The organism is Bacteroides sp. AF39-11AC, from assembly GCF_003474285.1.
GTDB lineage: Bacteria > Bacteroidota > Bacteroidia > Bacteroidales > Bacteroidaceae > Bacteroides.
Genome location: NZ_QROH01000009.1, coordinates 297,796 through 314,982, shown reverse-complemented (window position 1 = coordinate 314,982; position 17,187 = coordinate 297,796). Strand labels below are relative to the sequence as shown.

General features: G+C 45.5%; 17 protein-coding genes. 10 read left to right on the top strand and 7 right to left on the bottom strand.

Annotation, left to right across the window (positions count from 1 at the left end; genetic code table 11):
* Positions 1-441: 441 nt before the first annotated feature.
* Positions 442-4,479 carry an N-6 DNA methylase gene (locus DW036_RS20680; protein WP_118356393.1) on the bottom strand — a complete coding sequence of 1,346 codons (4,038 nt, stop codon included), beginning with the start codon at positions 4,477-4,479 and terminating at the stop codon, positions 442-444.
* A gap of 539 nt (positions 4,480-5,018) precedes the next feature.
* Between DW036_RS20680 and DW036_RS20675 the strand changes: the two genes are divergently transcribed.
* From DW036_RS20675 to DW036_RS20665, 3 genes are read left to right on the top strand one after another with little or no spacing between them, the layout of a single operon-like run.
* Positions 5,019-5,576, top strand: a complete 558-nt coding sequence (locus tag DW036_RS20675; RefSeq protein ID WP_005777276.1) for a Panacea domain-containing protein — start codon at positions 5,019-5,021, stop codon at positions 5,574-5,576.
* 5 nt (positions 5,577-5,581) lie between these two features.
* Positions 5,582-6,067, top strand: a complete 486-nt coding sequence (locus tag DW036_RS20670) for a hypothetical protein (protein WP_007898928.1) — start codon at positions 5,582-5,584, stop codon at positions 6,065-6,067.
* A gap of 19 nt (positions 6,068-6,086) precedes the next feature.
* A complete protein-coding gene (locus DW036_RS20665; RefSeq protein ID WP_004323416.1) occupies positions 6,087-6,440 on the top strand; it encodes a hypothetical protein in 354 nt (117 codons plus the stop codon).
* 139 nt (positions 6,441-6,579) lie between these two features.
* On the opposite strand, the gene DW036_RS20660 is transcribed toward DW036_RS20665, so the two are convergent.
* Positions 6,580-7,152 carry a hypothetical protein gene (locus DW036_RS20660; protein ID WP_118356392.1) on the bottom strand — a complete coding sequence of 191 codons (573 nt, stop codon included), beginning with the start codon at positions 7,150-7,152 and terminating at the stop codon, positions 6,580-6,582.
* Positions 7,153-7,164: 12 nt separating this feature from the next.
* Positions 7,165-7,386 carry a hypothetical protein gene (locus tag DW036_RS20655; protein WP_005777269.1) on the bottom strand — a complete coding sequence of 74 codons (222 nt, stop codon included), beginning with the start codon at positions 7,384-7,386 and terminating at the stop codon, positions 7,165-7,167.
* Positions 7,387-7,861: 475 nt separating this feature from the next.
* On the opposite strand from DW036_RS20655, the gene DW036_RS20645 reads away from it, so the two are divergent.
* Both DW036_RS20645 and DW036_RS20640 read left to right on the top strand, forming a co-directional pair.
* Positions 7,862-8,062 (top strand): hypothetical protein, encoded by a 201-nt coding sequence (locus DW036_RS20645; protein ID WP_007218122.1) that lies wholly within the window; start codon positions 7,862-7,864, stop codon positions 8,060-8,062.
* A 179-nt stretch (positions 8,063-8,241) separates the two neighbouring features.
* On the top strand, positions 8,242-8,727 hold the full coding sequence (locus DW036_RS20640; protein WP_004308674.1) for a dihydrofolate reductase family protein: 486 nt from the start codon (positions 8,242-8,244) through the stop codon (positions 8,725-8,727).
* A 341-nt stretch (positions 8,728-9,068) separates the two neighbouring features.
* On the opposite strand, the gene DW036_RS20630 is transcribed toward DW036_RS20640, so the two are convergent.
* The 3 genes from DW036_RS20630 to DW036_RS20615 form a co-directional block, all read right to left on the bottom strand.
* A complete protein-coding gene (locus DW036_RS20630; RefSeq protein ID WP_118356391.1) occupies positions 9,069-9,572 on the bottom strand; it encodes an SLOG family protein in 504 nt (167 codons plus the stop codon).
* 1 nt (position 9,573) lies between these two features.
* The gene (locus tag DW036_RS20625; protein ID WP_004308675.1) at positions 9,574-10,140 is read right to left on the bottom strand and encodes a ribonucleotide-diphosphate reductase subunit alpha; all 567 of its coding nucleotides are present in this window, start codon (positions 10,138-10,140) and stop codon (positions 9,574-9,576) included.
* A 460-nt stretch (positions 10,141-10,600) separates the two neighbouring features.
* Positions 10,601-10,831: a hypothetical protein gene (locus DW036_RS20615; protein WP_083835130.1), complete on the bottom strand. Its 231-nt coding sequence runs from the start codon at positions 10,829-10,831 to the stop codon at positions 10,601-10,603.
* Positions 10,832-11,136: 305 nt separating this feature from the next.
* Here DW036_RS20615 and DW036_RS20605 point away from each other — a divergent pair, with 305 nt between their 5' ends.
* Positions 11,137-11,973, top strand: a complete 837-nt coding sequence (locus tag DW036_RS20605) for a phosphoribosyltransferase family protein (RefSeq protein ID WP_004308677.1) — start codon at positions 11,137-11,139, stop codon at positions 11,971-11,973.
* Positions 11,974-12,005: 32 nt separating this feature from the next.
* On the opposite strand, the gene DW036_RS20600 is transcribed toward DW036_RS20605, so the two are convergent.
* Positions 12,006-12,665 (bottom strand): M23 family metallopeptidase, encoded by a 660-nt coding sequence (locus DW036_RS20600; RefSeq protein WP_004323419.1) that lies wholly within the window; start codon positions 12,663-12,665, stop codon positions 12,006-12,008.
* A gap of 221 nt (positions 12,666-12,886) precedes the next feature.
* Between DW036_RS20600 and DW036_RS20595 the strand changes: the two genes are divergently transcribed.
* The 4 genes from DW036_RS20595 to DW036_RS20580 are packed head-to-tail and all read left to right on the top strand — an operon-like array spanning position 12,887 to position 17,180.
* The gene (locus DW036_RS20595) at positions 12,887-13,645 is read left to right on the top strand and encodes a DUF4099 domain-containing protein (RefSeq protein ID WP_004308679.1); all 759 of its coding nucleotides are present in this window, start codon (positions 12,887-12,889) and stop codon (positions 13,643-13,645) included.
* Positions 13,646-13,665: 20 nt separating this feature from the next.
* Positions 13,666-13,890, top strand: a complete 225-nt coding sequence (locus DW036_RS20590) for a hypothetical protein (RefSeq protein WP_005836766.1) — start codon at positions 13,666-13,668, stop codon at positions 13,888-13,890.
* Positions 13,891-13,915: 25 nt separating this feature from the next.
* Positions 13,916-15,484, top strand: a complete 1,569-nt coding sequence (locus DW036_RS20585; protein ID WP_008659504.1) for a hypothetical protein — start codon at positions 13,916-13,918, stop codon at positions 15,482-15,484.
* A gap of 4 nt (positions 15,485-15,488) precedes the next feature.
* Positions 15,489-17,180, top strand: a complete 1,692-nt coding sequence (locus DW036_RS20580) for a toprim domain-containing protein (RefSeq protein WP_004323422.1) — start codon at positions 15,489-15,491, stop codon at positions 17,178-17,180.
* Positions 17,181-17,187: the final 7 nt, after the last annotated feature.

Here is a 17,187-nt window from a genome sequence, read left to right as displayed (position 1 = left end):
TTCGGCTTTCATTGCTGTCAGCTTACCTGTCATTTTTACATGACAGGAGATATACAGGCTTACCATGTTCCACATAGATAACTAACGGATAGGTTAGGTTCTGTCTCATCCTCCGGCGGTGCTTATATCCGTGTAATCCTACCATGGAGAGGATTAACCGACCGCTTCCCTTTTGGGTAGAGTGTGCCAGTATCTTACACTCTTTCGTGACATTACGAAGTTTACTAACAGTTCGCTTGCGCTAACCATACTATCCAGCCTCGCCACTCTACGGTATGATACTAACCGTACTTGACTTCCCCTCACGGTTCTGTCTTGTCTTGCGAAAGTGTACTTCGTCCCGACCGCTTAATACAACATTAAGGTGCATCGGTCGGTAGGCTACCGCTGACGGAACAGCGGGTTAAAGCTGATACCCGTAAGTATCATTCCAACAATTATCTATGCGACTTCATGTCGCACCCAAGGTATTTCAAGGTGATGCACCGCCACAGCCCTTTGTTGGGCGTTCACACCTGTGCCTAACATGGTCGTACTTCCAAAAAGAACTCGCACCTTGCCGTTGTTCATTTCTTCAAACAGCTTTTTTCTTGCCCTCTCGGTAGTGGCGCATTGGATAAACTGTATTTCATCAGCAGGAATACCGAGCCGTACCAACTTTTCTTTGATGTCGGTATATATGTTCCATTCGTTCGGTTTGTATGTACCAAGGTCGCTGAACACGAACTGTGTACCCCGATTGTCATTCGAGCGTATATAGTAGTCATAGATTGTCCTCGCACAGATAGAAGCCTTGTTATCGGCATCATCCTTGAACTTGCAACCCAACAAGCGCATATCAAGAGCCATTTTTCGGGCTACATTGGTCGCAACCAACATTTTCGCCTTGTCGAGGTTGTCAGGTTGCGGAACGTCAAGCCCCAAGTCCTCCCACTGGCCGCTACCGGCAAAAGATACCAAGCGTCCTATCATTTCCTCCTGCTCAATTGTCGGGGGATAAGAGAGGAAACGCACGTTCTTCTCAGGCACATCAAGATTTATCATGTCGGCTGTACGATAATCCGTAATCTCACGCAGGAACATTGCCAGTTCTGGTACTTTGATGTAAGTACGAAAACGCTCTTTGCGCTTCACCGAGCCTGTCACGTTCAACTCATAATCTGCCGTTTTCTTTGTGAATATGGCTGCCCACGCATCGAAACAGCTAATCCGTTGCCGTTGAAGCTCCTGCGGACGCAAATACTTGAACATCACATATAGTTCGGTCAGTGCATTTACCACCACTGTACCCGACAGAAACGTAGCCCCAAGGTCACGACCTGTACGAAGTTGGATGTCACGAATGGCGAACAAGAGGTTCATTGCCCTTTGAGAGCCTTTGGTGTTGCCGATACCTGCCACACGGTTATGGCGTGTCTGGAACATTAAGTTCTTGAAAATATGGCACTCATCTACAAAAATATGGTCTATTCCCATTGTGTGGAAGTCCACAGCATCGTCTTTCCGATTATTGATTTTCATATGCAGTTCTTGTAATTTAGCCCCAAGGTTCTGTTTGCGCTTTTCTAACCCCTCCTGCATCTTTCCGCTACGGTAACGCATAGTGGACTGCTCCAAAAATTCAAGGTTACGTTCCACATCGGCAAGCTCTTCCGTGAATATATCTATCATGGTCTCTTCTGACTGCGGTATCTTGGCGAACTGGTCGTGCGTGAGTATGATGCAGTCCCAGTTGTTGTTCTTGATTTTTGAAAAGACCTCTTGCCTGTTGGCAGGGGTAAAATCGTCCTTGCCCGGATAGAGAACTTTGGCCGTAGGGTATGCCTTGCGGAACGTATCGGCGATTTCGTGCACATTGGCTTTCAGCCCGATAATAAGCGGCTTGTGTGCCAATCCGAGACGTTTCATTTCGTAGGCGGCAACACACATTATCATCGTCTTGCCTGTGCCTACCTCGTGCCAACAGATACCGCCTCCGTTCTGCTTAATCATCCAGATAGCATCTTTCTGTGAGGGATAGAGGCTATCGTATGGAAATTGCTCGAAAGAGAGCTGCGGAAAGGTTTGTGCCGAACCGTCATAGTGCGGCCTGACATAGCAGTTGAAACGCTCATTATACACCCTCACCAGCTCGTCCCGAACCTCTATCGGCTGCCTGTCAAGCCAGCGGTTGAAACGGTCTCTAATCTCCTGTATCTTGGTGGCTGCCTCCTGTATGGCTTCCTCGTCCGGTACACGCACCTTATCACCATTGCGGTATATCTCTTTCGTGATTTCAGGTACAGTATCATGCAGGGCATGAACAAACAAATCCCCACCGTCATAGTTACGAACGAAATAGGTGTTGTAAGCCACCGGAGAGTAACTTTGCAGACGTACCATGTAGGTGTCGTTCACATCGAAATACATTACGCTTGTCTCGGTCTCGAAAAGTTCAGTTGCAAAATCGGCATATAACTTAGTGTCAATCCAACGCTCACCCATGTTAATGTCGAGTTCCTCGTAGGGTATCGCTTCGGGTGTCACATCCGCCAAAGCCTTTACAGCAGTTTCCGTCCAATCTTTTTCCCTGTCCGTGAGTTCGGACAAGTAAGAACCTATCTCCTTGCATTTGGCTATGACATTGCCTGAAAGGAACTTGCCTTTATGCTCCCACTCCCCGATAGCGGGATTGTAAAATATTTCACCTTTGAGGTCGCCGATGATTTCTTCCTCGGCACTGTCCGTGGACTGCATCAGGTAGTCCATATCAACCTTGCCGTAGAAATTCAAGCTGCTTGCCAACGCTTCAATCGGTGTCAGCCGTTTGTTCGGGTCTATCTTCTTGAACGCCACAGGTTCACGCATGATGTCGGACTTGACTAAATCTTTTCCAAGCTGCATTTCTATTGTAAAGACTTCCACACCGAGGCTGTCAAGCATGATAAACTCCTTGTTGTCGTTCTCGTGGAAACAGCCCCATTTGGCAACAAAGGCATCGTATCGGGCGTTCAGCTCTCTACGCAATCCGTTATCCTCTTTTTGTTCTTCCCTCTCTTTAATTGACAGTTCAAAGTATGCTTTGCGTATAGGGAAATAGTCTTTCGCCCTATCTGTATTGACCTTACCCTCGTCCACCGGCACAAAATCAATGGCTACCTCTTGATAAAGACTTGATTTTCGATATTGGATAGTACCCACCTGGCCCTCAAACAGTACCATTGCGCCATCTTTCATCCATGCTTCCACCCCATCCGTGTAGGCTCGTTTACCTTTTTCTACTTGTTTCATCGCTACATTCCCGAAAAGGGACATTTGCATATGTTCGCTGCCCTGTCCGTTCCCTGTGAAAAGACTTTTGCGGAAATATCGGCCAAAGTCGAGTTTCAGCAGTGCGGCGAGATATTGCGACATAGCATTTTCATTTCCCTGCCATTGGTATTTGCGCACATATTTTCCGTATTGGTTCTGTACAATGCGGCTACCTGTTGCAAGGGTGGTTTTCGGCATGGTAAACAATTTGTTAGCGTATTCGGTCATTGTGCCTATGGCGTCCGCCTTTTCCCTGCCTACTTGTAAAAACAGTTGTTCCCGTTGTGAGAGTACCGTCTTGTGCGTGTGCTTTTGGAATATCAGCAGGTCACTGCCTACCTCTATACCGCTTGTCTGCATGAAAAGCATATCGGGCAGACGGATTGCACTTATCAGGTCTGCATGATTTACAAGATATTCACGCACGAACTTGTTACCGGGCGTGTCGGCTATGCCCCTCGATGTGATGAAAGCCAATAATCCACCCTCATTCAACAACTCCATCGCTTTGACAAAAAAGTAGTTGTGTATGGTCTTGGTGGCCTGTTCGTACATACCGCCTTTCTTCCACAGCTCCGCATCGAATACCCGGAAATTGCCAAACGGGATGTTGGAGGCTATGACATCGAAAGTTGTATGCTCAAAACCTTGTTCTCCAATGGTTTCAAATGCAGCCGTCCGTGTTAGCGTGTTCTCATGGAGCAGGGAAAGTATCATCCCCGAAATGAGATCTTTCTCAATGGCATAGTCATACGTGCCGGACATGGCTATGGGCAGAAAACCGCCTATACCTGCACTCGGTTCGAGAAATGAACGCATTTTGAGGCCGTTTTCGCTGAACGTGGCGTGTATCTGCCGCACCACTGCATCAACAAGGAATTTAGGAGTGTAAAATGCTGTCAGTACAGATGCTTTGATACCCTCTATGACATTGTGTCGCATGGGTTCTGTGAAATGAGGGTAAGCATTGATTAACTCCTGCAATCTTTGTATCGGTTCTTGCATATCACCACTTATGGGCTTGTCCGTACCTATATTCAACACTTCTTTGATACCCCCGAAACCAGAATATCGGGATAAAATTTCTTTTTCTTCCGCAGTGGCCTGCCTGCCTTGAACTTGGATTTTCATTGCCGTTTCTATGGCTTCCACGTTCGCTACCAATGATTTCAATTTGTTGTAACTCATAATTTAACCTTTCTTTTTTTCCCTTTTTTCGGCCTGTTTGCGACCTTTGGGATTTATTTTTCTGCCTCCAAAAGGTGGCGGAAACAATCTGACAAGGCTGATGCGGAAAAATACGCTCGACAGACGGAGAGGAAGATTTTTGCGGCTCACTCGCGGCGGAACGCCGGCATTGGCAAGATTGGAGCAGCCTATTACCTTTGCGGGAAAATAAGTCCACGAGAGGTCGCACGGCAGCAGCAAAACGATAATAAATGACAATCAAATAGAAAGGGATGAATAAAACTGTAAAACAGGGGTGTTAAAACAGGGTAACGGACAATCGGAACGGATTGCCCGTACTATAATCGGAGGAAGGTGAACTATAAAGGGAGGTGGAATCGGGTGGATTGACCCATCTCTTGATAATTGCAGACTATTACTCTCAGAATGACGACTATATTAAATGTCGTAAAAAAATGCAACGGACTATTTTTTTTGTATCATGAGCGTATTATTCAGCAAATTAGTTGTATCTTTGTAATCGCATAGATTTTTTTGAAATGAAAACAGCTATACAGATTGCTAAAATAAGAGCAGTGGTACTCTACATCATGCAGAGTTTCACTCAAGGAGTGGACTATATAAAGTTATTTAAAATACTTTATTTTGCCCAACAGGACCATCTTGTCAAATATGGCAAAGTGATTGTCGAAGACTCTTTCAGAGCATTGAAGCATGGCCCGGTGCCAGCCTATACCTACAAGGCACTGCAAATTGCAGAAGGCAAACCCTTGGATGGGAATTTTGACGAGTTCCTTTCAGACATAGAGGTTCGTGACAAGAAGGTATATACTTCTGCCGTACCCGATATGGACTATATATCAGGTGCCAACAAACGTTGTCTTGACGCTGCTATCGCTAAATATAAGGATACAGACCCTTATGACTTGTCCGATTTGTCGCACGACTCGGCATGGGAAGAAGCGATGACACGCATTCAGGATGATCCTCAAAAGAACTTCATTACCATTATAGATATAGCCCGGGCAGGAAAAGCTACCGAGGACATGGTAGATTATATCCGAGAAAAGCAGATTGTCAAGAACGCTTTATCTTAAATCAAATGGACGACAAAACCGGTGCATTGGAAAAGCTGAAAGCTATAATGGCCAAAGCTGAGCAAGTAGAGATGTCATCAGTCAAAATTGGTGACATTATTTATGTCCCCTTGGACGAAGAGGACGGACTGATACTAAAAGACGGATATAAAGACCGTAATAAATATATTGTTATTATCGGCTTTACTCCGGAAGGTGTCGCTATCGGTGCCTTACTGATAAATTCGGAAATAGATTCTTCCAAGAGGTCGGAAGAGCTACTGGACTGCCAATATCCTTTGATGGTTCGGAACTATCGTGATATTCTGGACTATGACAGTTGGCTGGATTGTTCCGATATATTCGAACTTTCAAAATTAAAAATCACGGAAAAGAACGGTAAACTGAAAGGTTGCCTGATTTCCGAAGACAGGGAACGGGTAATGCAGTTTCTAAGAGAGACAGAGGTGTTCGATAATGCAACTAAAAGACGTTATGGCATTATTAAATAATGGCGTTAAATCATAGGGAATGGATAGAATAGGTTTAGATACCAGAATTTCAAGGAAAGAATCGTTTCTATTGGCAAATGACGGTTTGTATTTAGGCAGATTGTCGTTGAACACATCTACTCCTGATTCCATATCCAACAACGAGAATATATACGGTAGTCACTTTTCAAGTATATCTTTCAAGAATCGGTATTCCATATATGGAAGTCCCAGTTCATCGTTAAGTCCATACAATCCGAATACATTAACCCCACCAGTTATTTATTTAAGAGGTGAGAAAATCGGTTGTTTGAGTAAAAATGTGAATCTTACAAATCGTGTAGATCCGGACGTGCTTAATGACTGGATGATAAGTCAGCGATTATTTGATTAGTTTTCCATACAGAAAAATACATAAGTCTCCAATCGTAAATTGGGAACTTATGTATTTAGTAGGTCAAATGCTGATGCCGTCCTTTAAAACGACTGGAGTTATCGTTGTAAGTGATAACTTCTTCAGACATCATTAATCTCTACTTTCCAATCTTATACATATTATCACGGGAGTCAAACCGCACACCGCAAAAAATGTAGTCAGGTGTACACACTGCCCTTGCCGTGTATATATCCTTGCAGTTGCATTCTTCAAGGTATCCTGCCAAACTATCCACCATAATAGCGCAACTTAACTCCGCTGTTTGATGCTTGAACCGCCTGCCGTTTATTTCGACTAACACATAAGGGGTAAAAAAATCAAACGGGCTATTGCTTTCGGGGGATAAGATGCCAATGTCTATCAGTCTGACAGGATTTAACTTTTCGTCCTTTGCCTTGTCGTTGTCCTTTTCAATTTGTTCACGTAGCAAGCGAAGGTAGCAATCTTTCTTCGCTTCAAAAGTATGTATCGACTTAATCCACTCACGAATCCGTTTCTTAAAGTATGCCATACTATTGGAAACAAAGAGCGTTATCCGTCCGTCTATGACAAAACCGTAATCGGTCATACCACTCCATTTACCCATACATTTATGGCGTACAGGCTCCCATGTCTTGCCTCCTACAAGGGCAACAAATTCATCTACTGCTGCTTTCTCTTTCCTTTTCATTGTATATAGTTTTTAAAATTCAGGAATAGTTGCTTTCTCAATCAAAACGTTGTCGGCATAATACTCAATCGCCCCCGTCGTAACACCAATATCCTGACAAACTGTTCTGAGATAGTTTTGATAGTCGTTTCCAGAAAAGTTCTTACCACATAAGTTTTTGAAAATCATCGGAATGGATATATCGTCTGTACTCGATAGTATCACTTTGCCATTCTGCCTAATCTCTGTTTTCATAATGTTATTTTTGTTTTTATTGTTACTATTTCCCTTTGTTCAACCTGTTTGCGACCTTTGGGATTTATTTTTCTGCCTCCAAAAGGTGGCGGAAACAATCTGACAAGGCTGATGCGGAAAAATACGCTCGACAGACGGAGAGGAAGATTTTTGCGGCTCACTCGCGGCGGAACGCCGGCATTGGCAAGATTGGAGCAGCCTATTACCTTTGCGGGAAAATAAGTCCACGAGAGGTCGCACGGCAGCAGCAAAACGATAATAAATGACAATCAAATAGAAAGGGATGAATAAAACTGTAAAACAGGGGTGTTAAAACAGGGTAACGGACAACCGGAACGGATTGCCCGTACTATATCGGAGGAAGGTGAACTATAAAGGGAGGTGGAATCGGATGGATTGGCCCATCTCTTGATAATTGCAGAATAACGACTGTATTAAATCATAGGGAATGAGTAAGTCTTTTTGATAAGACAGAATGCAGTTCGGAACAGGCAACCTGAAAAACAATGGTTTTTGTTTGCTTGTCCGCCAATCTTTCGTTATCTTTGTCAAAATGAAGACAGCAGACGGTACTTTCGGGTACGGTCATTGTCGTGACATGGAAGATTCATACTCGGCTTGGAAACAGGCGGAGATTGATATACATATTATACGTTCACTGAACGTCTTGGAATAGAAAACTGACACTTATCAAAAAGACAAGATGTATAGCAAAATATTCATACTGTATGTTTATACAGCAAGGGTTTGCTTATCTACCTTTTAGGTATGGCAGTACCTCTATTCCGGAATAGTGTGGGTTCATGCTGTTCTTTAGGGTGCAAGGTGGACATAATTCTTAAAAACACATTGAATATGAAACAGATTTCCTTGCACGTGTACCAGTCCATCGACGGTTGTCCGGCTCCTTCGGACAAGCATTTTGATGCGGCTGTGGATGCCTCCAGTTGTGTGCTGATTGACGAAGAAACTTACCTGCGTATTTATATGAACCATTTAGGTTGGCCGATTACGGCGAAAGAGACTTTGGTTGTAACGAACGGCGGCATCGACCTGACGGAGAATGAACGAGTGAAGTTCATCCAAGGAGATGCAGTGGCAGAACTGAGACAGATGAAGGAAGACGGCGACGGTATGGTGGTGGCTTACGGTGAGGAAATCGGGGCTTTACTCTTGGATAACGGGCTGGCGGACGAAATCACAGTGACAACCGTTCCGGTACTAATCGGCGGCGGCGAAAAGGCATTGGAATGCGGATTGAATGACGGCAGAGCTTGGATTGTGCGGTCAAATAAGGTGCTGGTGGACGGAAAAATGAGGACGGTGTACGGGAAGGTCTAATATGACAAATAGATATTATAGCAAAAGTGCAGCAACCAATTGCTGCACTTATTTATAAAAAGACGTGCCTTAAACATGCTAAATAGGCGAAAAGTAAGGCAAGTATATTACTTTTTAAGCCGAATACTAAAAAAGGTAGAGAAAGATATAAGGAGGATGGAGCCTCCGAAGATATAAAAATACAGCAACACCAACTAAACCGGCACATAGGTAAAGCCGGGCAATACATCAGAACTAATAGCGTACTTTGCCATATCACGCTATGGCTGACAAAACAGCCTTTACATGAATGGCAAAGGAGTCACCGCTACGGCTCGGAATATGCGAAAACAAGATGGCTGTTATACGATTGAGCTGCCATAGAGATTTAGAACTTTTAGTCCATTCGCTGTAGCCTTACGATAAGTATAAAACGTACCACCCTTGGGGTTGCCGTCATACCAGGCAATAAGAGACGAACTGTGAAAAACCATATAGTCGTTGCGTCGAAGCAAACAGCCATGGTAGTAGTGTTCGCTCAGGATGATAACATCATCCGAGTTACAGAGAATAGTATCATACCGGGCTTTCATCGCATCGTTCCACCGCTCGGATTGTCCGCGATACGGTACTACGACAATAACTTGCAGACCTGACAATTCGGACTGCAACGCAAGAGCAACTTCTGCCGCCAGCATATCAAACCCCATGGCACAACCACAGTAAAAATGACGATAACCTCCAGCGTATGCCTTGGTTATCGCTGCCTTTAATTGCAGCTTCAGTTGCTTCCTGTATAGGAATGGAATATTGCGGTGTCCACTGAAGCAAACGGACACTGCCTTATCATACTTTGTCTGGGTCATATTATTTCACTTTGTAATGGGTTCTTGCGAGGAATATACCTCCGAGTACATTAGCACCAAGGCTTTCAAGCTGATTGGCATAGGTAGCATAACTCAGCCCTTTGGTTATCACATCATCAAAGACTACCACAGACCTGCCGTTGAAAAAAGCCGAATCAAACTCAATGACGTTTACCTTACGGATTTCTTTCTCTGCCTTACGGTTTTCGTGAATGGTTAGCCTCTCACCACTCACTGATACATGGTCATAACCATTGATAGCTCCCGTCAGTTCGCATACTCTTTGGCAGAATGCTTTGTAACGTATCTCGTTCTTCTTATCGGTGGATGCCGGTACGGGAGAAAATACAATGTTAGTACATGATGTTCCATAACGTTCGGTCATGTTGGCTGCCGTGCGTTGAGCAACCTCTTCGTATGCCCGTCCATCCTTGAAATCAAAGACTAACTTGCGGTCTGCTATCTCACGCTCACTCACATTGCGTATGCGTGCAGGAAAATACTTGCAGAACCATGCCTGTGGCTTGTCCAACTGTTTTTGAAGTTCTATGTCTATCGTCTTTGCCATAACTCTGATAATTTTTCTTTTTCCCTCTTTTTGAAGGCTGTTCAGCCTGCTGAGGGATATTTTCTGCCATCAACTGCCGCCCAAGAATACCGATAAGACAAAACGGCGACAAGAAATACGCTCTGACGTGTCAGAGGAAGATTTTTCGTTCCAGCGATAGTGGCGATTTGATGTTTGGTAAAAGGCGGCTTACTTTGCGGAAAATATGACTACAGCAGAGCTAACCGACAAACAGAATATGCTTTCTTACTACAGGCGGTTGTCATATAGACATGTAGAATAGGTGCAAGATTTATAAAAGGAATGGGTGGGCAGTGGAACGTCTGTGGCTTGCCGGTCCAAACTTCCCGATGAAGTGACCATACAACTTAGTCTCAAATCTGGCGAAGCGTAAGCCTTGGCAGTTTGTGACCGAGGTGTACGGTCTTTTCATGTTTGGCTTCCGTAAAGAGTCTTTCACTCACCCCATAGCAGCTCTGCTGCCATAAGGTGAGTGAATGTCTCTTGCGGACAAGTCCTGTGACGCTCCGCTGATGGTGTGGGGCGAAGCTATAAAAACAAACAGACGGCATTGCCGGTTACAAAAGAACAGATAGCAGAGGTCGCTGCAAGGACAACAGATTGGCTTGATTGACACTTGTGGCAAATGTGCCATCGTCCTTGCTTTATCCCAAAGACTGGTACACAGCATATAGCAGACTTGTATGCCATTTGCCGTGTACCGGTCAGGGCGAACATCTTCTATAAAAGTTGAGCATGTACAATTAAAAGAGGAAATTGTATGGGTAAGACTTTATGATATAAAAGTGATATGGCTTATAAATTATCGGTGCTATTTTAGATTAGTGCCACGATTTTGCTAACTTTGCAAGTGAGTGAAAACGAATTTGATATAAGTAATGAAGCCATAACCCCCATATCCGATTATGTCGAAATACACCGTAATGTTGTAAATAACCAGATTGAAACGGGCTGCTTCATTCAAATAAAAATACGATGAATGCAAGACTATTGTTCATACTCCTGCTTTTCACAATTGGGGCATTGTGGTATATTATCGGCTACTGGCGACGAAAAGCAGGAGAAGCGGCATTCGCCGCCGCACGGTTGACCGAAAAGAGCGAGGAACGTGAACGTTACTGTCGTCTGGCGGTAATGGCCGGTCATCGGGAAGCCTGCCGTATGTTCTGTCTCTTGCATCCCGAACGGTTTGATGGCCATTCTCCCCATAAGCCGTTCAAGTTACGAGGCATCCGAATCTCCTTTTACGGATATTACTATCCGTCACGATACAATGCGCTGCTCAATGATGAACAGAGGGCTTTCTGCCATTCCATCTACCAGTTCAAACAAGGAGATATACACGGAATCGAGTTCTTTAAAACGTGTATGAATGCCTTGCAACTGAAAAAGAGACCTTACCATATAATGTTCATGCCGTGTAGCAACTGGATAAAATACGGTCAACGGTTCAAACGGCTCGACTGGTACATCGGAAAGCACCGACAGGATTTAACTTCAGGACTATACGACGTTGATATTTGCGATGCACGAGAAAGCCTGCATGAGGCCAAAGGTGGAGAGAAGCGTATCCTCGAACGAAACTACCTCATTACCGGAAAAATCAAAGGGAAAGAGATTATCATCATAGATGATGTGCTGACAACCGGGCAAAGCGTGGTGGATTACAAGGAAGAGATAGAACGGTGCGGTGGCAAAGTAGTGGCGGCTATCTTCTATGGCAAGACGCTCTCCATGCCTTCGATGCTCCTTGTACAAATACACGTCTGGGGCAACCATATTGCCCATATTATTGAACGGATGACAAAGTAACCGGAACGTTTTCAGCCCTTTTCACTTCTCTTTTACAAACCTGCCAATGCTGATATACACTCCTGCCGGATGGATTGGATATAATCGAGTATAAGCGAGGGGCTGATACTCCTGCCATTGAGTTTGCAGGTGATATGCAGGTGTTCGCCGGTGCTGCGTCCTGTGGAGCCGGTAATGCCAACCACATCACGAGGATGAACTATTGCCCCTTTGACGATAAGAATTTTAGAGAGATGACAATAACTGACGGTGTACCTACCATGCCGCAAGGTTACATACTTGCCGGAAGTCTTGTCCTGTCCGACCTTCACGACCACACCCTCCATCATGGCCATCACCTTGTCGCCACGTGCGCGCAAGTCCAGTCCGCCATGAAATTTACTCTTTCCCGTAAACGGGTCCTTACGGTAGCCATAAGGCGAAGTGACCTTGATATAACGTAACGGGTAACTTACACTCAAGTAACGATCCATCCACTTTTTCTTATCCATATCTGCGGATACCGGGATACCTGTTGAAACTTCCTGTACGGAAATCTCGCTTTCGGATGCCGGTTCCGCTTGGTCTAACCCCATATCCAATACCTCCATCTTGTAGCGTGTTGGGGTAACGGCAACGGTATTGAATTGTGCTTTGGCTGGCGTGATACATAATGAGACACCCGTCATCATCAATAATAAAATCTTTCTCATGGCAGCAAAGTTAGCACGCTCTTCTTATGGTCTGTCCATTGCCGACTGTTTTCTCTCCAAATATAACTATTTAATCAATTTTGAATATGATTATTTGCGAAAAATCATATTCAAAACATTAAAAATACCACTTTATAATCACTTATAAAGAAATGTTTTAGTCATCAGATAAGAAATCGCTCTATATTTGCTGAGTATAATTTTATAACATCGTTCAGAATATGAAAAAAGAACAATTTGAGTTCAACGAACTGCCTTATCCGACATTGGCCCGCTTTGGGCTTACCCAAGAAATGATTGAAGATTTGCCCCTGTGTATCCTGAAAGAAATCGGGAAAGGCGGCTACTCGCCGGTACTGCCCATGCGTGTCACTAACGAGAATGGCGAAGTAATCGAGAGTCGCAGTCGGTTTGCCTTTATCCGTATGGATAGCGGCGAGGTGGATGTGGTCTTTTATCCCACACTGAAGTCGTCACCACTGGAATGCTACAACGAGGAGCAGCAAAAACAGTTGCTTGACGGCAAATCCATCATTGCAGACGTGGCTATGGCGGACGGACGACGCAGTAAAGCTTTCGTGCAAATCGACGAGGAGACAAAACAGGTGATGTATGTTCCGACACCCATCATCGCCCGTAACCTGAAAGTGCTGGCAGAGGTAATGCACTTAGGTACAGTAGAAGTAAACGGAATGCAGCATGGTGAGCCTCTGACGGTGGCAGTGGATGGCGAACCTGTCACGGTAGGCATCGACCTTCACAACAAGACAGGCATCCGTTTCTGCGCAGGTGACGCGCAGAAATGGAAAGAGCAACCCAAGCGTGAATGGGATAAGTACACCTTCGGTTGCTACGGTTGCTGGGTGATGAATGATGACGGCAATCTCGACTACGTTCCAGAGGAGGAATACACCGAAGAACTGTGGAACGAACAGAAGAAAAGCGGTGAGCGTAACCGAATGGCAGGTATTCACAAATAAAACCTATTTAATATAAGCGTATGGCACAACAGAAATATTATCCCGAAGAGATTCTCGTCGAGAAGATGCAGAGCGGCGAATACGGCTGGCTCGATTACATCAATCATTTTTCTGCCGAGTGGCAGGAGGAGTACGCCCATTACTGTGAGGAAAAAGGACTCACGGTCTGCGAAGATTCTGCCGCCGGGTTTGTCCGTTTCAAAGACGAACAATTGGAAGCGGCTATGAAATACGGCAACGCATAACAAGTAACCATCATAACATCAGACTATGACGATACGAACAAACACTAATCCTCGGCAGATGGACTTGCAACCCGAAATGCGCAATCTACTGATGCGTAACGGACTTCAAGCCCATGTCGCATTTGACGGAGGCGGCTACCGGCTGATTGTGCAAGGGCATGATTCACCGTTATTGGTCTATCCTATAACAGAACGACAGATGTTGGCTCTGACGGACTGGGGAACGAATACGGCCAACAAGAAAGCCTACAACATACTCACGAGTATCATAGGAAAAGATTTCTATATGCCGAAAAATTTCGTCCATGCCCGCAATGCCAACGGTCGCGTGGCGATGGGGCTACATGGCTACCGCATCGGTATCGGTGAGTACGGACACATGGGGCGACTGGGTATGCCCCCTCCATTCCTTGGTTGGACACCACGCGAACAGTGGGGTTTCCACCTACGCAGAGTTGGTGGGCAGCTTTTCTTTCCGGGGCCATCCATCGTACCCGAACGCCCAGACGGGCGCATGAAGCCCGGCGAACTGCAATCGGGTGGCTACGGCTTTTACTACAAAGGCGGTCAACAGGAGCAACCCATTGTACAGCAAGATGTATTGAAGAACTTGCAGGAGGTCATTACACCGCTTGTCAGCCGTCCGCGCAGCAAGGAACCGGCACAAGCATACAAGGAGTTGATTGCTTCACCAGTCTATTTTTCCAACGAGAAATGGTCGGAGTGCCTTACTTCGCACGGTCTTATCGTGGATATGGAACGGAGGACACTGACCGTACAATCGGAAAGTGTCAATGCCGATATGGTCTATGACCTGACGGAAGAAGAAGTGAAAAAACTGGCTACCGCATCCATCGAGGAACAACCTGTGGAGAAACGGCTGGATCTGCTGAACGGCATTATCGGAGCGGACTTTGCCGATAAAGTAACGATGGAACAGCTCAACAGCGAACAACGCATCAGTATCGGCCTGCATCCCGAAGTGCGGCATGAACTGGAAGAACGGCAGCGGCAGGAACAAGAATTATTCATGCAGCAAGAAACTCCGATGCGGCAGGAATACATACAGGGCAGTATCGGTGCAGCCGTGGACGGTCGTGACCTGCAACTACTCAACGAAAGCAAAGGCTGGTATCGTGAGGAGAAACATGGCCGGGAAGTAGAGGTCAGTGACATTGCCGTGCAACCGGCACAGACGGAGGGTAAATACAAGATGTCCGCTGTTATTGACGGACAGGTCATCAGCCACGAAATCAGCCAGAAAGACTACGACAAGTTTCTTGCTGTGGATGATTACCACCGGATGAAACTTTTTTCGAAGATTTTCAACGAGGTGGATATGAAGACACGTCCTGAAGCGAACAAGGGGCTTGGCGTGAAGATATTCGCTGCCCTTACCGCCGGTGCTGTGGTGGCATCGGAAGTCGCACATGGCTTCCATCACCACCACTCTCCGGAGTTCTATGGCGAACGTTTCAGCGGACCGCCACATCCATACTTCAAGCCCGGTGTAGATACACCGAGAGATGTGGCCATCCGTAATTTCGAGGCACAGATGAATCAAGATATTAATGAAATGAGAAGAGGGAGGTAAACCTATGAGAGACGGAGACCTTACATACGATGACTTTCTGCAACGACTAAACATCCAGGACGTATTGATTGACGCAGGGTATCACCTGAACCGTCGTGACGGTCTGCGCTATCCCTCGTATGTTCGTTTGGACAGCGACGGCAGACGTATCCGTGGTGACAAATTTATTGTGACACAACAAGGAAAATGCTGTTTCCACGCACAACAACAGAAAGTTTATAACATCATTTCCTTCATCAAGGAGCATCCGCACTTTTTCACGGAGTACCATGCGGGTATGTCTCCGGACAGACTGGTGAATCTTGTCTGTAACAGATTACTGAACATTCCTGTCACTGAACGGAAAACCCGAATAGTGAACCCTAAACGAGATGTAAAGCCATTTGACATAGCGGATTACGACATTCATAAGTTCAATCCGCAGAATCGGGAAACGCAGAAAAAATTTTATCCTTATTTTAAAAGCCGAGGTATCGACCTTTATACACAATATGCCTTCCATCGGCATTTTTATCTGGCTACGAAACATCGGGAGGACGGTGCGACCTACACGAACCTGTCCTTTCCACTAACCCTGCCCAAAGGCGACGGAGCGATTGTGGGACTTGAAGAACGAGGACGTGCCCGTATGGACGGGAGCGGCAGCTACAAAGGCAAAGCCGCAGGGAGCAATTCAAGCGAGGGACTGTGGATTGCCAGCCCTGCCCGCACTTCTCTCACCTCCGCCAAACATATCTATTGGTTCGAAAGTGCTTATGATGCGATGGCATATTACCAACTTCATCAGGCACAGAACAAGGATCTGCGAAAGGCGGTATTCATCTCTACCGGAGGGGCACCGAGCCAGCAGCAATTCATAGGAGCGATAAAAGCAACTCCCCATGCCTCACATCATCTTTGCTTCGATCATGACCGTGCCGGACAAGTCTATGCTATCCACTTTGCTCTCACTCATGCAGGCTGGAACTTCTCCACCTGTCTGTCACAAACCGGCAGACTGATTGTACAGAACAACAGCGAAGACTATTCACAGTATGAAATAGAACTTGAACCATTCAATTTTGAAAAGATTACAGCCATTCTGGGTATAAATGATGCAAAACAAAATTTGAAGAATGGGGAGCGTGACGACATGGGAATTGGTGACGGCTATCTACAGGAAATGAGAATGGTTTGTATGGATGAGTACGAAATGGCTCGTGACGAAGGTTCTGCCAGTGAGGAAGAATTAGAGAAAATGAGAAGCAATCTGGAAGCCATCGAAAAAGCGATTGATGCTTCCATTTCCGGTCCGGAAGCTACAGGATGCATCTTGTATGAATCTGCCGCAGAGGGTTATAAGGATTGGAACGACCAGCTACTCGGCAAACGGATAAAACCAGAGAAGGATAACCTTGACGATTGGGAGATCAGCGGTAAAGCCACGCTGAATCATGCCTTGTCCGATTTGCCCGAAGTCAATCCGGAACATATCCGAAACGGATTATACGACGAAGCGGACCATGAGGCTGTGCGAAAGCGTCTTGAACGTGCGGACAGAGTAATATTCTCCTTTGAAACCAATGACCAAGGAATGTCAGATAAGGGTTTTCAGGAAATGTACAAGATACGGGAAGAACTTGCCCGGTTGGAAGTGGATATAACCAATTCTCTTTCCGGAATGAGAGAAGACTTTCATTCCCGTTTTCACCGATAATCCATAA

Bases quoted from the DNA above. Each gene is read 5' to 3' on its own strand.
- DW036_RS20665 (WP_004323416.1), top strand. From the start codon at position 6,087: ATGGATAGAATAGGTTTAGATACCAGAATTTCAAGGAAAGAATCGTTT.
- DW036_RS20605 (WP_004308677.1), top strand. From the start codon at position 11,137: ATGAATGCAAGACTATTGTTCATACTCCTGCTTTTCACAATTGGGGCA.
- DW036_RS20585 (WP_008659504.1), top strand. From the start codon at position 13,916: ATGACGATACGAACAAACACTAATCCTCGGCAGATGGACTTGCAACCC.
- DW036_RS20640 (WP_004308674.1), top strand. From the start codon at position 8,242: ATGAAACAGATTTCCTTGCACGTGTACCAGTCCATCGACGGTTGTCCG.
- DW036_RS20630 (WP_118356391.1), bottom strand. From the start codon at position 9,572: ATGACCCAGACAAAGTATGATAAGGCAGTGTCCGTTTGCTTCAGTGGA.
- DW036_RS20675 (WP_005777276.1), top strand. From the start codon at position 5,019: ATGAAAACAGCTATACAGATTGCTAAAATAAGAGCAGTGGTACTCTAC.
- DW036_RS20655 (WP_005777269.1), bottom strand. From the start codon at position 7,386: ATGAAAACAGAGATTAGGCAGAATGGCAAAGTGATACTATCGAGTACA.
- DW036_RS20580 (WP_004323422.1), top strand. From the start codon at position 15,489: ATGAGAGACGGAGACCTTACATACGATGACTTTCTGCAACGACTAAAC.
- DW036_RS20590 (WP_005836766.1), top strand. From the start codon at position 13,666: ATGGCACAACAGAAATATTATCCCGAAGAGATTCTCGTCGAGAAGATG.
- DW036_RS20660 (WP_118356392.1), bottom strand. From the start codon at position 7,152: ATGAAAAGGAAAGAGAAAGCAGCAGTAGATGAATTTGTTGCCCTTGTA.
- DW036_RS20680 (WP_118356393.1), bottom strand. From the start codon at position 4,479: ATGAGTTACAACAAATTGAAATCATTGGTAGCGAACGTGGAAGCCATA.
- DW036_RS20625 (WP_004308675.1), bottom strand. From the start codon at position 10,140: ATGGCAAAGACGATAGACATAGAACTTCAAAAACAGTTGGACAAGCCA.
- DW036_RS20645 (WP_007218122.1), top strand. From the start codon at position 7,862: ATGCAGTTCGGAACAGGCAACCTGAAAAACAATGGTTTTTGTTTGCTT.
- DW036_RS20615 (WP_083835130.1), bottom strand. From the start codon at position 10,831: ATGCTGTGTACCAGTCTTTGGGATAAAGCAAGGACGATGGCACATTTG.
- DW036_RS20595 (WP_004308679.1), top strand. From the start codon at position 12,887: ATGAAAAAAGAACAATTTGAGTTCAACGAACTGCCTTATCCGACATTG.
- DW036_RS20600 (WP_004323419.1), bottom strand. From the start codon at position 12,665: ATGAGAAAGATTTTATTATTGATGATGACGGGTGTCTCATTATGTATC.
- DW036_RS20670 (WP_007898928.1), top strand. From the start codon at position 5,582: ATGGACGACAAAACCGGTGCATTGGAAAAGCTGAAAGCTATAATGGCC.